Raw genomic sequence first — 14,922 nt, 5'->3', positions numbered from 1 at the left:
GTCCGGATCCCCGCGCGCGGGCGGTGCGCCGCGCCGTCGCCGCAACGGCTGACACACTCGGCGGCACTCGGCGCGACCGTTCTCCGGTCGCGCCGAGAATGTAACCTTTGTCCGTATCCAAGCGGCCCTGAATTTCTTACAGTTAATCCAGAGCAAGCATCAGCCCGCTCGCATGCCGTGAATATGTTTCCACCGCCCCCGACGTCTTCGCAGGGTGAGGAGAGAAGCAATGGGTACGCAGGCCCCACTGAGCGAATCGGTCACGGTCAAATTCGAGCGGGTCGAGGAACACCGGTACAAGGTGTCGGTGACGCCGATCGACCGGCTGCAATGGCGGGTGGGGTACGCGCCGGATATGAAAGCCGCCGTGCAACTGGCCCGCGAGCTCGCGAAATAACCGCTACAGCGCCGGCGCGCCGGGTTCCAGCAGCCGTTTGGGATGCATGCCGTCGACCTGCCCGATGAAGGGCGGGTGAATGCTGTAGCCGAGCATCCGCCGTATGTCCTCCGAGACCGCCCGCACCGTGTCGCGGGTCATCGACAGGGTGAACGCCTCCTGGGGACGCAGCCACGGCTCGCAATACTGCGCGGTGAGCGCGAGCCGCGGATTCGCCGAACGATTCGCGCCGCCGCCGTGCCACAGCGTGCCGCCGAAGAATACGCAGCTACCGGCCCGCATCACGATCGGTTCCCGCGGCGTCGACGCATCGGGAAGTTCATCGCCCCACACATGGCTTCCGAGTACCACATCGGTGGCGCCATTGTCGGCGGTGAAATCGTCGATGGCCCAGATGGTGGCCGCCCCCAACGCCTTTCGCGGGCGCGGCAGCGGATAGAAGCCGTCGTCGGTGTGCAGCATCTGCGCGGCCTCGCCGGGCAGGATATTGATGACCTGCAGCATGGACAGCAGATAGTTGGGCAGGAACAGCCGGTCCAGCAGGGCCAGCACGCGCGGGTGGTCGGCGATGCGGTCGCAGGATCGGGTCTTGTTCAGCACGCTGTAGACGCGCTGAGTGGAATGGCCCTCGAAGTTGTTGCGCCCGCTCCGATCCAGCAGTGGCGCAACGCTTTCCCGGATCTGGTCGAGCTCGGCCGCGGTCAGCAGGTCGGGCAGGATCACGTAGCCGTCGCGTTCGAGCACGGCCAGATCCGCGTCGACCACCGCCGGGTCCACGCTCGCACCGCTGCTGCCGGTGCGCCGATAGGTTCCGGCCAGATCGCCGTCGAGATCCCGTAGCGAGGTCACCTTCGTGCTCATCGGGCCATCCTTTACATAACTGAGTTCTGTTATCCTCCGACTGTGGCACGAGCACCGATCGGACGTCAACAACTTCTCGACGCCGCGCGCGAGGAACTGGTCCACGCCAACGGACTCCTGGAACTGAGCGCGCTGACCCGCCGCACCGGCCTGAGCACCGGCGCGCTCTATCACCACTTCGGCTCGAAAGTCGGTCTGCTGGCGGCGATCTGGGACGACTTCTACGAAGGACTCAGCCAAGCCATCGCCGACGATCGCCTCCCCGAAGGCGACTGGGCCACCCGCGAACGCGCCCGCACCCACTGTTTCGTGGCCTACCACTACGACCACCCGCTCGCGGCGCTACTCCTCAACCGGGCCGCCCCGGATCCCGGTCTCACCGAGATCGAGGCGGTCTACATTCGCAATCTCGGCGACGCCGCCGCCGCCAATATCCGGCGCGGGCAGGCCACCGGCGAGATCCCCGCCGACCTCGACGCCGACAGCGCGGGCGCGTACGTGATCGGCGGTCTACGCCATGGCATCGGCCGGCAACTGCGCTCCCATCCCCGGCCCGCGCTCGAGCTGGCCGCGGCACGCCTGTGGCGGTTCACGGCCGCGACCCTGGAACTGTCCTAGAACCCGCGCGAGCCCCGCACGGCAGAACTCAGGCCGCCAGCCCGAGGTTGGCGACCAGCCGGCGCACCCGCTGCTCGATGTCGTCGCGGATGGCGCGGATCTCCTCGATCCCGCCCCCGGCCGGGTCGGGCAGCGGCCACTGCTCGAACCGATGCCCGCCGATGATCGGGTTGTCGTCGCCGCAGCCCATGTCGATGACCACGTCGGCGGCCCGCATGAGTTCGTCGGACCACGGCTTCGGGAACTCGTCGGCGATGTCCACACCGCGTTCGGCCATGGCCGCGATCACCAGCGGGTGGATCGCCGCGCTCGGGGCCGACCCACACGACCACGCGGCCGCCTGCGGCCCGGCCATACTGGCGAAGAACCCCTGCGCCATCTGTGAGCGCCCGGCGTTCTGGGTGCAGACGAACAGGACCGTGGGGCCGGACGGGGCGCCGCGGCCCTGGGTCCGGGCCAAGGCGGTCAGTCGCTCGCGCGCGAAACGCTCGGCCAATGTCGGCAGCCGATCCTCCGGTAGTCCGATCGCGGTCAGATGGGCCAGCGAACCGTCGAGGATGTGCTCGACGGTGGCGCGGTCCGCCGCCGGGCAGAATTCGGTCATCAGCCGTGCCACCGCGCCATCCCGCGCGGCCGGTTCCGCCTCGATGCCGGAAGGCAGGGCGGTGCCGGGATTCTCGTTCACGCTCACTCCCTCCGCTCGAATTCCAGCCTATCGCTGTTCCCGACGCCCAGGCCGAATGGCGCATCGGACACGAAACAGCGCAATAGCCATACGCTATCGTCCGCAGTCGTCACCCCGCCAGCGGAGGCCCCGGTCGCTCGGCGACTTCGCGGTGAGCGAACACCCACATCGAGGCCGACAGTGTGACCACGGCCATTCCCCGGCGCGTCCGCCGGCGCCACGCCACTCAGACCAGCACCGGCGCCAACGGCTCGGTCACGGGGTCTACATCGGTTGCGGGCAGCACCGTCCCGAAACCCTCGTCCTGGCGGTGGTCGCGCCGGTAGGCCCACTGCAGCGCGGCCAGTCCCAGCAGTCCCGCCAGCGCGGCGGCGATCCCGATCTTCCATCCGGGCGGTCGCCATTCGACCACCAGGTCGGCGTCGGCGGTGCCGGGCGGAATGTCGACGCCGACAAAGATATTCGCGACGGTGCGCACACCGATCTCGTGTCCGCCCAGGGTGACGCGGTAGCCGGGCCAGGCCAGCCGGGCGAAGACCAGGCGGCCGCCGTCGGCGGAGCTGACCCGCAGGTGGCTGCTCACGCTGTCGCGCCCGACCTGGGTGGCGGTGACATCGCGCGCGGCGGCAGGACCGGGCCGGGCCGAGATCGGGCCGTCCGCCCGCTCGAGCACCCAGATGTAGCGTTCGTGCCCCGGATAGTCCACCCATCGCCAGCCCGGTGGCGGCGCCTGCCGACCAGCGTCCGGGTACTGGGCCCGTTGCAGGACAACACGATCCACCTTCATCAGGTCCACGTAGCGGCGTCCGGTCTCGGGTTCGGCCGAGAAGGCCGCGCCGAAGGCGGCCGGGCAGGTGCTGCCGTCCCACCCCATGCACAACAGGGCGCTGAACGCGCGGTAGCCGATCGGGGTGTAGGCGTTGACGTAGTTCAGGCCCAGATTCTTGGCGTAGTTGCCGAACGCCAGCGACCCCCAGGCGCCGGCCGCGGACTGTTCGGCGGGCGGCACCAGGGCGCGGTCGGCCAGTTGCAGGGTGACGCCGTCGAATCGCGGGAAGGCCGCGGTCATCTCCGAGCGCCGCTCGGGAAAGTGATACGACATGGGCGTCGGCCCTTGCACCCGCACCTGCGCGTAGGCGATGGGGAACATGGCCACGACCGCCAGCGCGCAGGCCGCCGCCGGGCCGCGGGTGCGCGCCAGCCGGACCAAGGCGGCGGTCAGCGCGGCCACCACGGCGGTGGCGATCAGGTGCCGGACCACCAGATGCGGTGCGGCGCAGAACGATCGGACGAACAGCAGGCCGATCAGCACCGCCGCGGCGATCCAGCGGCGAGGCGCGTCGAATCGGCCGTGCCTGCTCACCACGACGCACACCAGGACCAGTACGCCGACCGCGAGCATGGGCAGCACCCGGGCGGGCCAGCGCAGCGGGCCGATCCGCCCGGGCCCGGCCGTCCACATCAGGAAGACGACCGCGAACAGCGCCGGGCCCGCGTACTCGCGCGCCGACCGTCGCACCGCGCCCCAATCGACGAAGGCCAGCACCGGGACGACGAACCACGCGATGTAGACCATCGGCATGGGCTGCACGTAGCCCCACCATCCGGTGAAGGCCGGAACCGTGCTGGGCAGACTGGCATTCAGCGATTCCGACCACGGCACGGTCAGGAAGTCGTCGGACAGCACGCGTTCGTTGCCGCGCCAGGTGACCGGCGAGGACAGCATGCCCGGCAGGTAGGTCTCGAGCCCCGCGAGTCCGGCGCAGGCCGCGACGGCCAGCAGCCGCAGCGCCGGTCGCCAGGTGCGCTGCCGGATCGCCTCGCCCACGGCCACCGCGCCGAACATCAACGCGGATTCCACTGCGGGGAACACATATTGGACGGAGATGGCGAGGTAGGCGAAGACGAACACCGGTATCGGCCCGCTGGTCCAGCGGCGTCCGGCGGCCGGGGTGCGGGTGTAGCGGATGGCCGAGGCCCAGGCGTGCAGCATCCAGGCGGTGCCGGTGAGCGAAGTGGCCCAGCTGGATTCGTCGAAGAACAGGAACCAGCCCGACAGCGGAAACGCGATGGCCGCCGGCGCCGCCCACCAGCCGCGCGCACCGTAGGCCCGGCACACCCGGAAGACACCGAGCGCGGCGATGATCGAGAAGATCAGCTTCACGAGCGTGACGTAGAGCGCGAGATCGTTGACCTCGGGCGCGAACCAGTCGACCAGCAGTTGCGGCGGGTTGTAGAGCCCGGCCTCCTCCAGGGAGTAGTTGCCCGACATCCATTCCCACGGCACCAGCGCCGGGAAGCGCCCGTCGTGCAGGTGCCGGCCCAGCATCACCCACATCGGGCCGTACTGGGCTTCGGTGTCATCGGTATAAAAGTGGCGCGGATTGGCCAGCAGGACCGACGCGTACCCCGCGACCACGCCCGCCACGCTGGCCAGTCCCCACCGCCACCCCTCCGTTCGAAGGCGTGGCACCGCACGATCTCCCACGGTTCCGGAACCCTACATGATTCGCGCACTATGCAACAGTTGCCATATGCCTGAGTTCGATCGCGTCACGAACACGATGCCGATACACCCGCTCCACGCCGAACCGGCAGGATAGGGGCCGAACCGACAACGACTACGCGGAGGACGATGGTGGCGGCGAAGGACGCGGGGGCCGCGGCGTCGGTGGACGAGATCACCGACGCGCTATTGAGCGCTTCCCGGCTACTGGTCGCGCTGTCCGCGCGCTCGCTCGCCCAGGTGGACGACTCCATCACCATCCCGCAGTTCCGGACGCTGATGATCCTGTCGACGCGCGGGCCGTCGAAGGTGGTGGGCCTGGCCACCACCTTGAACGTGCAGCCGTCCACGGCCGCGCGCATGGTGGACCGGCTGGTGAGCGCGGGCCTGGTGGACCGTAAACCGAATCCGGACTCGCGCCGCGAGCTCATCATCGAATTGACCCGGCACGGTAGCGAAGTCGTGGACGCGGTGACCAGTCACCGCCGCCGTGAGCTGGCCGCGGTCGTCGAGCGGATGCCCGACTCCGACCGCGCCGGCCTGATTCACGCGCTCACCGCCTTCACCCGCGCGGGCGGTGAGTCACCCGCCGATCTCGATATCGACGGCTACCAGCTCTGAGCGCGGCTAGTGCGCCGGGCCGAGCTGGTCGCGGAACTGGCCGGGGGTCATACCGGTCTCCTCGCGGAACGCACGGTAGAAGTGGCGGTCGGTCGAGAAGCCGCTCGCGGCGGCGACCGCGGCCAGCGACCGGGCGGGATCGGCGCGAATGAGGCGGCGGGCGTGGGCGATTCGCGTGCGGCGGATCAGCGCGCCCGGTTCGCCGAATCCCTCGCACACCCGGTAGAGAGTCCGACGCGAGAGCAGGCACGCGTGGGCGATCTCGTCGACCGTCAGATCCGGATTGGTGAAGTTCTTGCGGATGTAGGCCACGACCTGCTGGCGGGTGTAGAGGGAATCCGACGGGGCGGGCGCGCCGGTGCCGGTGGACAGCAGCAGCGCCGAGGCCATCATTCCGACGGCGTCGCCGCCGAATACGGTGACCGCGCGCGCGATGTCGTCGGCGGGGAGTTCGGCCAGATTGCGGAAGAAGCCGCTGACCACACCCAGCGCTCCGGTGGCGGGGACGGCGGTGGCGGTGGGCAGCTGTTCGCGGGTGAGGCCGGAGTGTTCGAGGACCAGCCGCATCGGGGCGCGGACCAGGGTGGACAGGCAGTTGTCGGTGGTGCGGCTCTCGAGCGGCAGGCCGCTGTCGAAGAACGCGATGGTGCCGGGCTTCGATTCGGCGGTGCGGCCGCCCTGCTCGGTCCAATTCGTCCCTTTCGTAACGATATTCACGAGCAGGAAGTCACCGGTCGTCCGCGCCACCATCTTCGGTGTCCGCATGGCGCGCTGCGCGCTGGCCTGCATACGCGACACCGCGAATCCGTCGTATTGGGCCGACACCACACGGCCGTGCCAATGACCGGTACGCAGGGGCTCGATGGCGGTCGGCGCGACCGCGTCCGACATCAGAGCTTCCCACTGTTCGAATGCCTGACGTGGCGACAGGGTCGAGGACGACGAGACCTCGACGTCGCCGGAAACGGCATGGTCCACCAGGGCATCCTCCCACCACGATTCGCCCGGCAGCCACTTTTCCGGAGGGATATCCCAGGGCATGGGAGAACCGGCGCGGTCGATGTCGCGAGTCTTTCGATACGAAGCGGCGATTCGACAACTTTGTAGTGCCACAAGGGAGTTCGCGCCGCACCCGACTCCGCGGCGTCAGAGTGCGCGCCAACGCTTTCCGCCCGAGCCGGACCGGGGCCGCCGCGCTAGGGAGACTCGCGCAGCGTGTATCCGACGCCGCGCACCGTGTGGATCAGCGGCGGATGGCCGGTGTCGATCTTGCGCCGCAGTTGACTGACGAACGTTTCGACCACCCGGTCGGCGCGCCCTTCCTCGGCCTGCCACACCCGATCGAGGATCTGCCGTTTGCTGACCACCTTGCCCGCGTTGAGCATCAGGTACCGCAGCAGCTTGAATTCGGTGGCGGACAACCAGATCAGTTCGCCGCCCCGGAATACGCGGTGGGTGTCGGCGTCGAGTTCCAGGTCGGCGAAGCGCAGCCGGTCGGGTCCGTCGTCGTCGGCGGGTTTGGTGCGCCGCAGGATGGCGTGCAGGCGCAGCACGACCTCCTCGAGGCTGAACGGTTTGCTCACGTAGTCGTCGCCGCCGGCGCTGAGTCCGGCGATGCGGTCCTCGACGGCGTCGCGGGCGGTGAGGAACAGCACCGGCACCTCGCTGCCCGCGGCGCGCAGCCTGCGGGCGACGGTGAAGCCGTCGAGGTCGGGCAGCATGACGTCGAGGATCATGACGTCGGGCGGCCGCCGGGTCGCGGCCTCCAGCGCGCCCCGGCCGCTGTCGGCGGAGCTGACCTCGAACCCGCTCAGCCGCAACGCGGAACAGAGCAGGTCGAGAATGTAGGGCTCGTCGTCGACGACCAGCACGGTCGCCGCCGCGGCGCGATCGCTCACGGTGGTCACCCTAGGCGCTCCCCCACCGGATTCGTGCGCGCACCCGCTGTGCTGGGCGTCATGGAGGCCATCGGAGTCATGCGGCCATCCTGGGGGCCGCGGCCACCGGGTGAGCTCGGCGTCAGCTGGGTGTTTCCTGTGAACCGGCGGCCTCGGGTCCGGGCGGTTCCGATACCGGGAACACGATGCGGAACACCGTGCCCGCCCCGGGCGCGGTGAGCAGTTCGATCCGCGCGCCGTGCGCGGTCAGCACCGCGGCCACGATGGCGAGACCCAGCCCGGATCCGCCTGCGCGCGAGCGGGATTCGTCGATTCGGTAGAAGCGGTCGAAGACGTGCCCGGCCTGTTCGAGGGGAATGCCGGGACCGGTGTCGGACACCTCCGCGATCACCGCCGGACCACCAGACCGCAGCTCGGCCCCGGCTGCGGCGACCACGCCCGCCGCGCCCGGCACGGTACCGGTCGCGATCCGGACGTCGATCTCGGTCGTCGCGGGTGTGTGCACGAGCCCGTTGCCGACCAGGTTGGTCAGCACCTGCCGCAGCCGATGCTCGTCCCCGACCACGTGCACGGCCCCGTCGGGAAGCCGCAGCCGCACAACGCGTTCCGGCTGCCGGGCCAGCGCGTCGCGCACGATGTCCCCGGCGAGGGCGGACAGGTCAACCTCGGTCAGGTCCAGCGGCCGCTGTTCGTCCAGCCGCGCGAGCAGCAGCAGATCCTCGACCAGCAGTCCCATGCGCGCGGCCTCGTCCTCGATGCGCCGCATCATGGTGGCGACCTGCCCGGGATTCGAGGCCCCGCCCATCCGGTACAGCTCGGCGTACCCGCGGATCGAGGTGAGCGGGGTGCGCAGCTCGTGCGAGGCGTCGGCCACGAACTGCCGCATCCGCGCCTCGGATTCCCCGAGCCGCCGCATACTGGTCGACAACCGTTCGAGCATCACATCGAACGCGACCCCCAGCCGTCCGACCTCGGTCCGATCATCGGTCTGCTCGACCCGCCGATCCAGGTCACCGGCCGCGATGGCCTGCGCGGTGTGCTCGATCCGCGACAGCGGCCGCAGCCCGACCCGCACCAGCCACGCCGCCACCGCGCCGAGCACCAGCAACAGCCCCGCCCCCGAGACCAGTTCGATGGTGCGCAGTTCACGCGCGGTGGCGTAGTACCCGTCCAACGGCATCACCACCGCGACCGTCCCCCCGTGCGGCTGGGCGCCGTTCGGGGGCTGCACGGCGATGCGAACCCGCCAGGGCGCCCCGCTCGTGGTGCTGACCTCGAAGATCCTGCTGCCGCGCGCGGCGACGGAGGCCGTATCCATCGCGGGCAGCACCAGATCCGTGGTCCCCACGCCGATCTGACCGATCTGGGCGCCCGTGCTGTCGAAGAACAGGATCTGGAACGTCGACGGCAGCCCCCGCACCGTCGAGGCCGCCCCCGGTGGCGGCGGCGGATGACTGCCCACCGACAGATCCCCCGCCACCGAATTCAACTGCCCGTCGATCCGCGCCAACTCCGAGCGGCTCAGCATCGCGACACTGAGCACCCCGAACGCGGTCAGCCCGGCCACCGCGATGACCAGCACCGCCACCAGCAATCGCGTCCGCAGCGTCCACCGCCGCCACCCCGGAATCCTCCGCACGGCGACGACAGTAAGTGAGAAACCTCCGGCGAACTCGAGAAGCCGTCTCCCCGCGCGCCGCCTCGGCCGCTACCGGGGTACCCGTCGCAATATCGGTCAACCAGTAGTTGACGATATGCCACGCGTCAACTACTAGTGTGGGCGGCCGAACCAATGCTCCGCGCAATCCAACTCCCCGGCATCCGCAGTCTGGTCCGACGCTCCATCCAACGCGCCAACAACCAGCCCCCGAGTCCGCCGAACGGCCGGGCCCAGCGATCGGTCATCACGTGTGCACGGTTCGGGGGCACTGTCGAGTACATATTCGACGTGACCATGATGCGGGCGCGGGTCATCGAACCCCTCGAAACCGGCCTCAGCCCATAACAATTCGAGAGGTCCACGTGGCCCCTCGGGCAATCTGGACGTGAGCGCCGAAACCCCCCGTGAGCCCGCCTATGGGCGATAACGGAATTCGGTGCATGGAACAAATTGAGAAATATTCGGCTTCGATCTTGCGCCAGATTCTCTCGTTTCAGCATTTCAGATCCCATCAGAATTCGTCGCGGCAGTTCGGCACGGTCGTATACTCCCGTTATGGCGGATGCGCGGTCCTCCACAGAATTCCCCGAGTCGCCGGTTCTCGTGGTGCAGACGCGAGAGCACGTTTATCGGCTACGCGCCGGGGGTGTGTACAACATCGGCCGCGATCCGACCGCCGACGTTGTTGTCACCGATCCACGGGTTTCAGCCGTGCACGCGGTGCTGGAGCGCGGATCGCGCGGTTGGGAGATCGAGGACGCGCACAGCCTGAACGGCACCTTTTTCGACGGTCAGCGCGTCGAGCGGATGCTGATCGACCACGACGAGACCTTCAAGCTGGGGCACGCCAAAAATGGTGCGCGGCTGTCCTGCTCGCTGGAATCACCCACCCCCGCCCCCGAGCCCGAACCCGATGACGACTTCGGCGGGGACACGATGGTCGTCCCGGATCCCGGCTATGACTTGGACAATGAAGCCACGGTGACCAAGTTCGAGCCGGGCCTGCCCCGCCGAGTGTCGCGGTCGTCGCCTCCGGCTACCCAGCCCACCGCGGTGGTGCGGATCGTCTCGGGCACGCTCCGGATCGGGCGCGCCGCCGACAACGACATCGTCGTGCCCGACCTCATGGTGTCTCGCCATCACGCCGAGCTACAGGTGATCGCCGAAGGCCGATATCGAGTCGTCGACCTCGACAGCCACAACGGCACCTATGTCAACGGCCACCGGATCGAGACCGCGGATCTGTCCGAATCCGACTTGATCGGCATGGGACACACCACCTACCGGCTCGTCGGCGACGAACTGCGCGAGTCCGTCGACACCGGTGACATCTCGGTCTCGGTCCAGAACCTCATCGTGCGGACGCCGGAAGGCAAGGTGCTGCTCGACGATGTGAGCTTCCCGATCGCGCAGCGCTCGCTCGTCGGGGTCATCGGACCCAGCGGAGCGGGCAAGTCGACGCTGTTGGGCGCGGTCACCGGGATGCGGCCCGCGACCGAGGGGACCGTCCGCTACGACGGACGCGACCTGTACACCGATTACGACGAGCTGAGACACCGGATCGGGTTGGTTCCGCAGGAGGACATCCTGCACAACCAGCTCCCGACGCGACGCGCGCTGCTGTACGCCGCCGAGCTGCGCTTCCCCGGGGACACCCGCAAGGAGGAGCGCGAGCAGCGAGTCGACGAAGTGCTCGACGAACTCGGCTTGACGCGGCATGCCGACACCCGCATCGATCGGCTCTCCGGCGGGCAGCGCAAACGGGTGAGCGTCGCCTTGGAACTGCTGACCAAGCCGTCGCTGTTGTTCCTCGACGAACCGACCTCCGGCCTGGATCCCGGCCTGGACAAGACAGTGATGGAGATGCTGTCCGAACTCGCCCACGACGGGCGGACCGTCATCGTCGTCACTCACAGCGTGGCGAATCTCGATTCCTGCGACCGCCTCCTGGTGCTGGTGCCCGGCGGCAAGCTGGCCTATTACGGACCGCCCACGGAGGGGTTGGAGGAGTTCGGGCAGCGCACCTGGGCCGAGGTGTTCCAGGCCTTCGACCGGGACGAGGACCGCGACTGGGCCGGCGAGTTCCGGAACTCCCCGCGCTTCGAGAATTACGTCGCTGCCGGGCTGACCAACGACATCGGACCGGCGGAGGTGCACGCACCGGTTTCGCCGCCGCCCGCGCGGCAGTCCAAGCTCAGCCAGCTCAGTACCCTGTGCCGGCGGTATCTCGCGGTCATCGCCTCGGACCGCAGTTATCTGGCGTTGCTCGGCGTGATGCCGCTGCTGCTGGGCGGTTTGATCGCCGCGGTGCCGGCGGGCGCGGGTTTCACCGGGGCGCCGGGAACCAACACCGATGCCTCCACCAAGCTGATGATCTTGATCTTCGGCGCCTGCTTCGTCGGCACCGGCAACGCGATCCGCGAGATCGTCAAGGAACAGACGATCTACCGCAGAGAACGCGCGGCAGGACTGTCGGCCGGGGTCTATTTGATGTCGAAACTGCTGGTCCTGGGTGTGATCACCATCCTTCAGGCGGCGGTGCTGTTCTTGATCGGCTCGATCGGCACGAGTTTCCCGCCTCGCGGGATATTCACTTCGGCCCAACTGGAGTTGATCTTGGCGATGGCGATGCTGGGCATCGCGTCCCTGACGTTGGGCTTGCTGGTGTCGGCGTCGGTGAGCACCTCGGAGAAGACTCTCCCCCTGCTGATCGTGCTGTCGATGGCGCAACTGGTGCTCACCGGCGGGCTGGTGCGACTCCCCGGCACGCCCGTTCTGCAACAGCTGTCCCTCGTGTCGCCGTCCCGTTGGGGCTACGGCGCCGCAGCGGCCAGCATCGACCTCGACACCCTCTCGCCACACGATGGCGGACCCGACCCGCTGTGGAAGCACACCATCGGCACCTGGCTGCTCGACATAGGAGTCCTCACCGCCCTCGCCGCGATCTTCCTAGCGCTGGCCTGGTACCGCCTACACCGTATGCAACCACGACGGCGCGGCGCCCGCCCCGCCCAACTGTGAGCCCCCAGACCCCCCGTGCCGAATGCCGAGTGGCACACGGTGGAGGTGAAACCGGACAAAAGCCCTCCAGGGCGTGCCACTCGGCGACGAGAGCCGGGGCCGGAAGCTGGCGCCTCACGGATTCCGAGGGAATCCCGCCTCGAGCCAGGCCACCGCGAGCTCACCTCAGTAGTCACCAGCAAGCGCATCGGCGTGACCACACCGCATTCCGTGCTGATCGGACCGATCAGCACGATCGGTTGAATATCGGCTGGCGGTCGGCCAGTGCTCGCCGGTACCGTCGCCGCGCCTGGTCTCGAACGGCTGCCGAGGCGAAGGGAAGAATGATGGAACACGTCTTGTGGGAACGTATGCCGATCGAACTGCGGTCTCGCTTCGACGAGTCGATCAAGCACGGCCGTAAGGTGCTCGCAATCAAGACGGTGCGCGATGAACTGCCGGAGCCCACGCCTGGGATCCATGAGTGCGCGGATCTGTTGGAGGAGCGGTGGATAGAGCTGGGCCGACCTTGACCGACCATCACCGTCACCGCGATATCCACGCTGCAAGCTCGACCCGGCAAGGAAGATCTGGTGCGCGCTCAGGCGCTGTCGCTGATCGAGCCGTCGCCGGCCGAACCCGGGTGCTCGAGTTACCAGCCCTACCAACACCCGACCCAACCCGGGAGCTGGGTGGTTATCGAAACCTGGGACAGCCGTGCGGCTTTCGAGGCGCATCTGAACAGCCCGCACCTGCGGCAGGCCTTCGCGGCGGGAGCCGAACTATTGGCCGGACCGCCTCGCCAACAGGTTTTCGAGGTGCCCGACCCGCGCTGATGTCGGGGTGATGGTCGACTCGTCGTGCGTCGAGTCCCAGAGGTAGCGTGGGGCGCTCGGTACCGCAGGAGGGGTGGGGTTTGGCGCAACGCTGGGTGACGGTCTGTCTGCCGCCGGATGCGATCGGTGACGTGGAAGCCGCGATTACCCGTGCTCTCGCGCCATTCGAGAGGCAGCAGGGGCTCCCGGAGCGAGATATGTGGGACACGTGGCGGATTCGGGGTGACGGAGAGGGAGCCGGGTTCTATGTCCGTCCGGGTCATGAGGACGATCCTCGGCTGATTCACGACGGACCCAATCAATTCGGCATCGTGCTGTCTCCCACGCGGGGCGAGTGCGTGGGCGGCCCGAAGTTCATGCTGGATGTCGCGACCCACAATCTGTCATGGCCGGATGTGCTCACCTTGGACGGGTGGTGGGTCGAATCGAGCGGCGTATGCCGACATAAGGATTGGGGCAAGACCAACCCCTCCGGGGACGAATCCGACCGCCCGATCCCGCCCGTCGACATCGAAAACTACCTGGAGACACTGCCGGACGACACAGTCCTTGTTCGAGTCCATTGCCATGGTTAGCAACACCGTCGATTCGCGGAGGCCTGTAGAGCGAGTATCCGGGTTGGATCTGTTCAGTCCCGTGGGGTCAGCAGGACCAACGGAATTTCACGGGTAGTGCCGTGCTGGTAGTCGGCGTAGCCGTCATATCTCGCAACCACTTTCGGCCATAGCTCCGCCCGTTCGTCCGCGGTCGCTATCCGGGCGGTCATGCGTCGGCGGGGGTCCGCTGCGGAACGACACGTCGACCTCGGGCCGGTCTCGGAGATTCAGGAACCACGCCGGGTGGGCCGGGCCGCCACCGCGGGACGCCACCACGACGATCGTGTCGCCGTCGACCAGCGGGGCGGTGAGCATCACCGTGTGCGATCGTCCCGACTTCCGTCCGACCGTGGTCAATTCCAGCGACGGCATGCCGCCGAAGGAGTTGCCCAACTTCCCGCCGCTCACCCGGAGCAGGCCACGGTGCGCGATACTCATTGCCTTCAAGGCCAGGGTGGGTGGCATGAGGTCTCCTGTGTCGAGGTTCGGCCGGTTCACGAGCTCGGCGGCAAGAATCGAGTACTTGCAAGCGGTGGCCGAGCACACGACACCAGGCAACCAGGCCGGCGAAGTCGCAGTCTTGGATAAAGGCGACAGCGCGGACTCCGACGCTCAATCCCCCGGTCGGGGCGCTACAGCGCGGGCATCCAGCTCGGCCATCGCCAACACTCCGACATAGCGCTACCTGAACACGCCGTACCCAACCCGACGAAAACTAGAACATATGTTCGATGGTGAGATACCCTGCTTCATGTGAAGACACCTTCGACTGCACTGGCCCACGGTGCTCCAGCACGGGGATGGTCCGAACTGGCCGATGTCGACTTGCTGCGCACCCTCGTCGAGACCGAACGCCACCGGCGTCGACTGGGCGCGGCCATGGTCGCGGCCGTCGCCGAGGCCGAGCGCCGTGGTCTCGCCGCTGACACCGGTTACCGCGACACCGCGGACCTACTCAGTGACCTACTGCGAATCAGCGCCTCCGAGGCGCGCAGGCGAATCGAATACGCCGCACCGCAGCTCCGTTCACGCTCCAGAAAGGCGTGGAAGGCCCTGACAGCGGCAAGCTGAGGTCCGATATCGGCTCGAGTCCCGCTTCAATGCCGAATTCCGACGCCCCGAGACGTTGTGAGAGGCTCCACGAGGGGACCGGGGCCGCCCGGGGGAAGAGGAGTGGGTATGCCCAGCTATGAAATCGACGGAGTCATACCGGTTGTCGCCGCCGACGCGTTCGTCCACCCGTC

14 protein-coding genes and 1 pseudogene are annotated in these 14,922 nt (G+C 68.2%); 8 read left to right on the top strand and 7 right to left on the bottom strand.

The genetic code is table 11. The annotated features are described in order from the left end of the window. Positions 1–229 precede the first annotated feature (229 nt). Positions 230–397: a hypothetical protein gene (locus ACWELJ_RS28895; RefSeq protein WP_452369278.1), complete on the top strand. Its 168-nt coding sequence runs from the start codon at positions 230–232 to the stop codon at positions 395–397. A gap of 3 nt (positions 398–400) precedes the next feature. Here the strand turns inward: ACWELJ_RS28895 and ACWELJ_RS28890 are convergent, their stop codons facing one another. Further along, positions 401–1,258, bottom strand: a complete 858-nt coding sequence (locus tag ACWELJ_RS28890; protein ID WP_452369277.1) for a phytanoyl-CoA dioxygenase family protein — start codon at positions 1,256–1,258, stop codon at positions 401–403. Positions 1,259–1,300: 42 nt separating this feature from the next. Between ACWELJ_RS28890 and ACWELJ_RS28885 the strand changes: the two genes are divergently transcribed. Then, positions 1,301–1,876 carry a TetR/AcrR family transcriptional regulator gene (locus ACWELJ_RS28885; protein WP_452369276.1) on the top strand — a complete coding sequence of 192 codons (576 nt, stop codon included), beginning with the start codon at positions 1,301–1,303 and terminating at the stop codon, positions 1,874–1,876. Between the two features lie 28 nt (positions 1,877–1,904). Here the strand turns inward: ACWELJ_RS28885 and ACWELJ_RS28880 are convergent, their stop codons facing one another. Both ACWELJ_RS28880 and ACWELJ_RS28875 read right to left on the bottom strand, forming a co-directional pair. Further along, entirely contained in the window at positions 1,905–2,561 is a 657-nt protein-coding gene (locus tag ACWELJ_RS28880; RefSeq protein WP_452369275.1) for an arsenate reductase ArsC, read from the bottom strand. A gap of 226 nt (positions 2,562–2,787) precedes the next feature. Continuing rightward, positions 2,788–5,034 carry a hypothetical protein gene (locus ACWELJ_RS28875; RefSeq protein ID WP_452369274.1) on the bottom strand — a complete coding sequence of 749 codons (2,247 nt, stop codon included), beginning with the start codon at positions 5,032–5,034 and terminating at the stop codon, positions 2,788–2,790. 165 nt (positions 5,035–5,199) lie between these two features. Between ACWELJ_RS28875 and ACWELJ_RS28870 the strand changes: the two genes are divergently transcribed. After that, on the top strand, positions 5,200–5,688 hold the full coding sequence (locus ACWELJ_RS28870; RefSeq protein ID WP_452369280.1) for a MarR family winged helix-turn-helix transcriptional regulator: 489 nt from the start codon (positions 5,200–5,202) through the stop codon (positions 5,686–5,688). Positions 5,689–5,694: 6 nt separating this feature from the next. Here the strand turns inward: ACWELJ_RS28870 and ACWELJ_RS28865 are convergent, their stop codons facing one another. From ACWELJ_RS28865 to ACWELJ_RS28855, 3 genes are all read right to left on the bottom strand, one after another. Beyond that, a complete protein-coding gene (locus tag ACWELJ_RS28865) occupies positions 5,695–6,666 on the bottom strand; it encodes an AraC-like ligand-binding domain-containing protein (protein ID WP_452369273.1) in 972 nt (323 codons plus the stop codon). Between the two features lie 218 nt (positions 6,667–6,884). Continuing rightward, positions 6,885–7,586, bottom strand: coding sequence for a response regulator transcription factor (locus ACWELJ_RS28860; RefSeq protein WP_452369272.1), 702 nt, complete (start codon positions 7,584–7,586; stop codon positions 6,885–6,887). A 121-nt stretch (positions 7,587–7,707) separates the two neighbouring features. Beyond that, a complete protein-coding gene (locus tag ACWELJ_RS28855; RefSeq protein WP_452369271.1) occupies positions 7,708–9,225 on the bottom strand; it encodes a sensor histidine kinase in 1,518 nt (505 codons plus the stop codon). Positions 9,226–9,696: 471 nt separating this feature from the next. Between ACWELJ_RS28855 and ACWELJ_RS28850 the strand changes: the two genes are divergently transcribed. The 4 genes from ACWELJ_RS28850 (at position 9,697) to ACWELJ_RS28835 (ending at position 13,657) form a co-directional block, all read left to right on the top strand. Further along, positions 9,697–12,267 carry an FHA domain-containing protein gene (locus tag ACWELJ_RS28850; protein ID WP_452369270.1) on the top strand — a complete coding sequence of 857 codons (2,571 nt, stop codon included), beginning with the start codon at positions 9,697–9,699 and terminating at the stop codon, positions 12,265–12,267. Between the two features lie 326 nt (positions 12,268–12,593). After that, on the top strand, positions 12,594–12,779 hold the full coding sequence (locus ACWELJ_RS28845; protein WP_452369269.1) for a hypothetical protein: 186 nt from the start codon (positions 12,594–12,596) through the stop codon (positions 12,777–12,779). A gap of 6 nt (positions 12,780–12,785) precedes the next feature. Continuing rightward, a complete protein-coding gene (locus ACWELJ_RS28840; RefSeq protein WP_452369279.1) occupies positions 12,786–13,082 on the top strand; it encodes a putative quinol monooxygenase in 297 nt (98 codons plus the stop codon). An 80-nt stretch (positions 13,083–13,162) separates the two neighbouring features. Next, the gene (locus tag ACWELJ_RS28835) at positions 13,163–13,657 is read left to right on the top strand and encodes a hypothetical protein (RefSeq protein WP_452369268.1); all 495 of its coding nucleotides are present in this window, start codon (positions 13,163–13,165) and stop codon (positions 13,655–13,657) included. A gap of 53 nt (positions 13,658–13,710) precedes the next feature. On the opposite strand, the pseudogene ACWELJ_RS28830 reads toward ACWELJ_RS28835, so the two are convergent. Continuing rightward, positions 13,711–14,143 (bottom strand): annotated as a pseudogene (locus tag ACWELJ_RS28830) (nitroreductase/quinone reductase family protein). Between the two features lie 288 nt (positions 14,144–14,431). Between ACWELJ_RS28830 and ACWELJ_RS28825 the strand changes: the two are divergent. Beyond that, positions 14,432–14,749, top strand: a complete 318-nt coding sequence (locus ACWELJ_RS28825; protein ID WP_452369267.1) for a DUF222 domain-containing protein — start codon at positions 14,432–14,434, stop codon at positions 14,747–14,749. Positions 14,750–14,922: the final 173 nt, after the last annotated feature.

This window comes from Nocardia sp. NPDC004582, from assembly GCF_053602115.1.
This window is presented reverse-complemented; position numbering and strand designations above follow the sequence as displayed.

Excerpts from the sequence above, each read along its gene's own strand:
- ACWELJ_RS28895 (WP_452369278.1), top strand. The coding sequence starts at position 230 with ATGGGTACGCAGGCCCCACTGAGCGAATCGGTCACGGTCAAATTCGAG.
- ACWELJ_RS28890 (WP_452369277.1), bottom strand. The coding sequence starts at position 1,258 with ATGAGCACGAAGGTGACCTCGCTACGGGATCTCGACGGCGATCTGGCC.
- ACWELJ_RS28845 (WP_452369269.1), top strand. The coding sequence starts at position 12,594 with ATGGAACACGTCTTGTGGGAACGTATGCCGATCGAACTGCGGTCTCGC.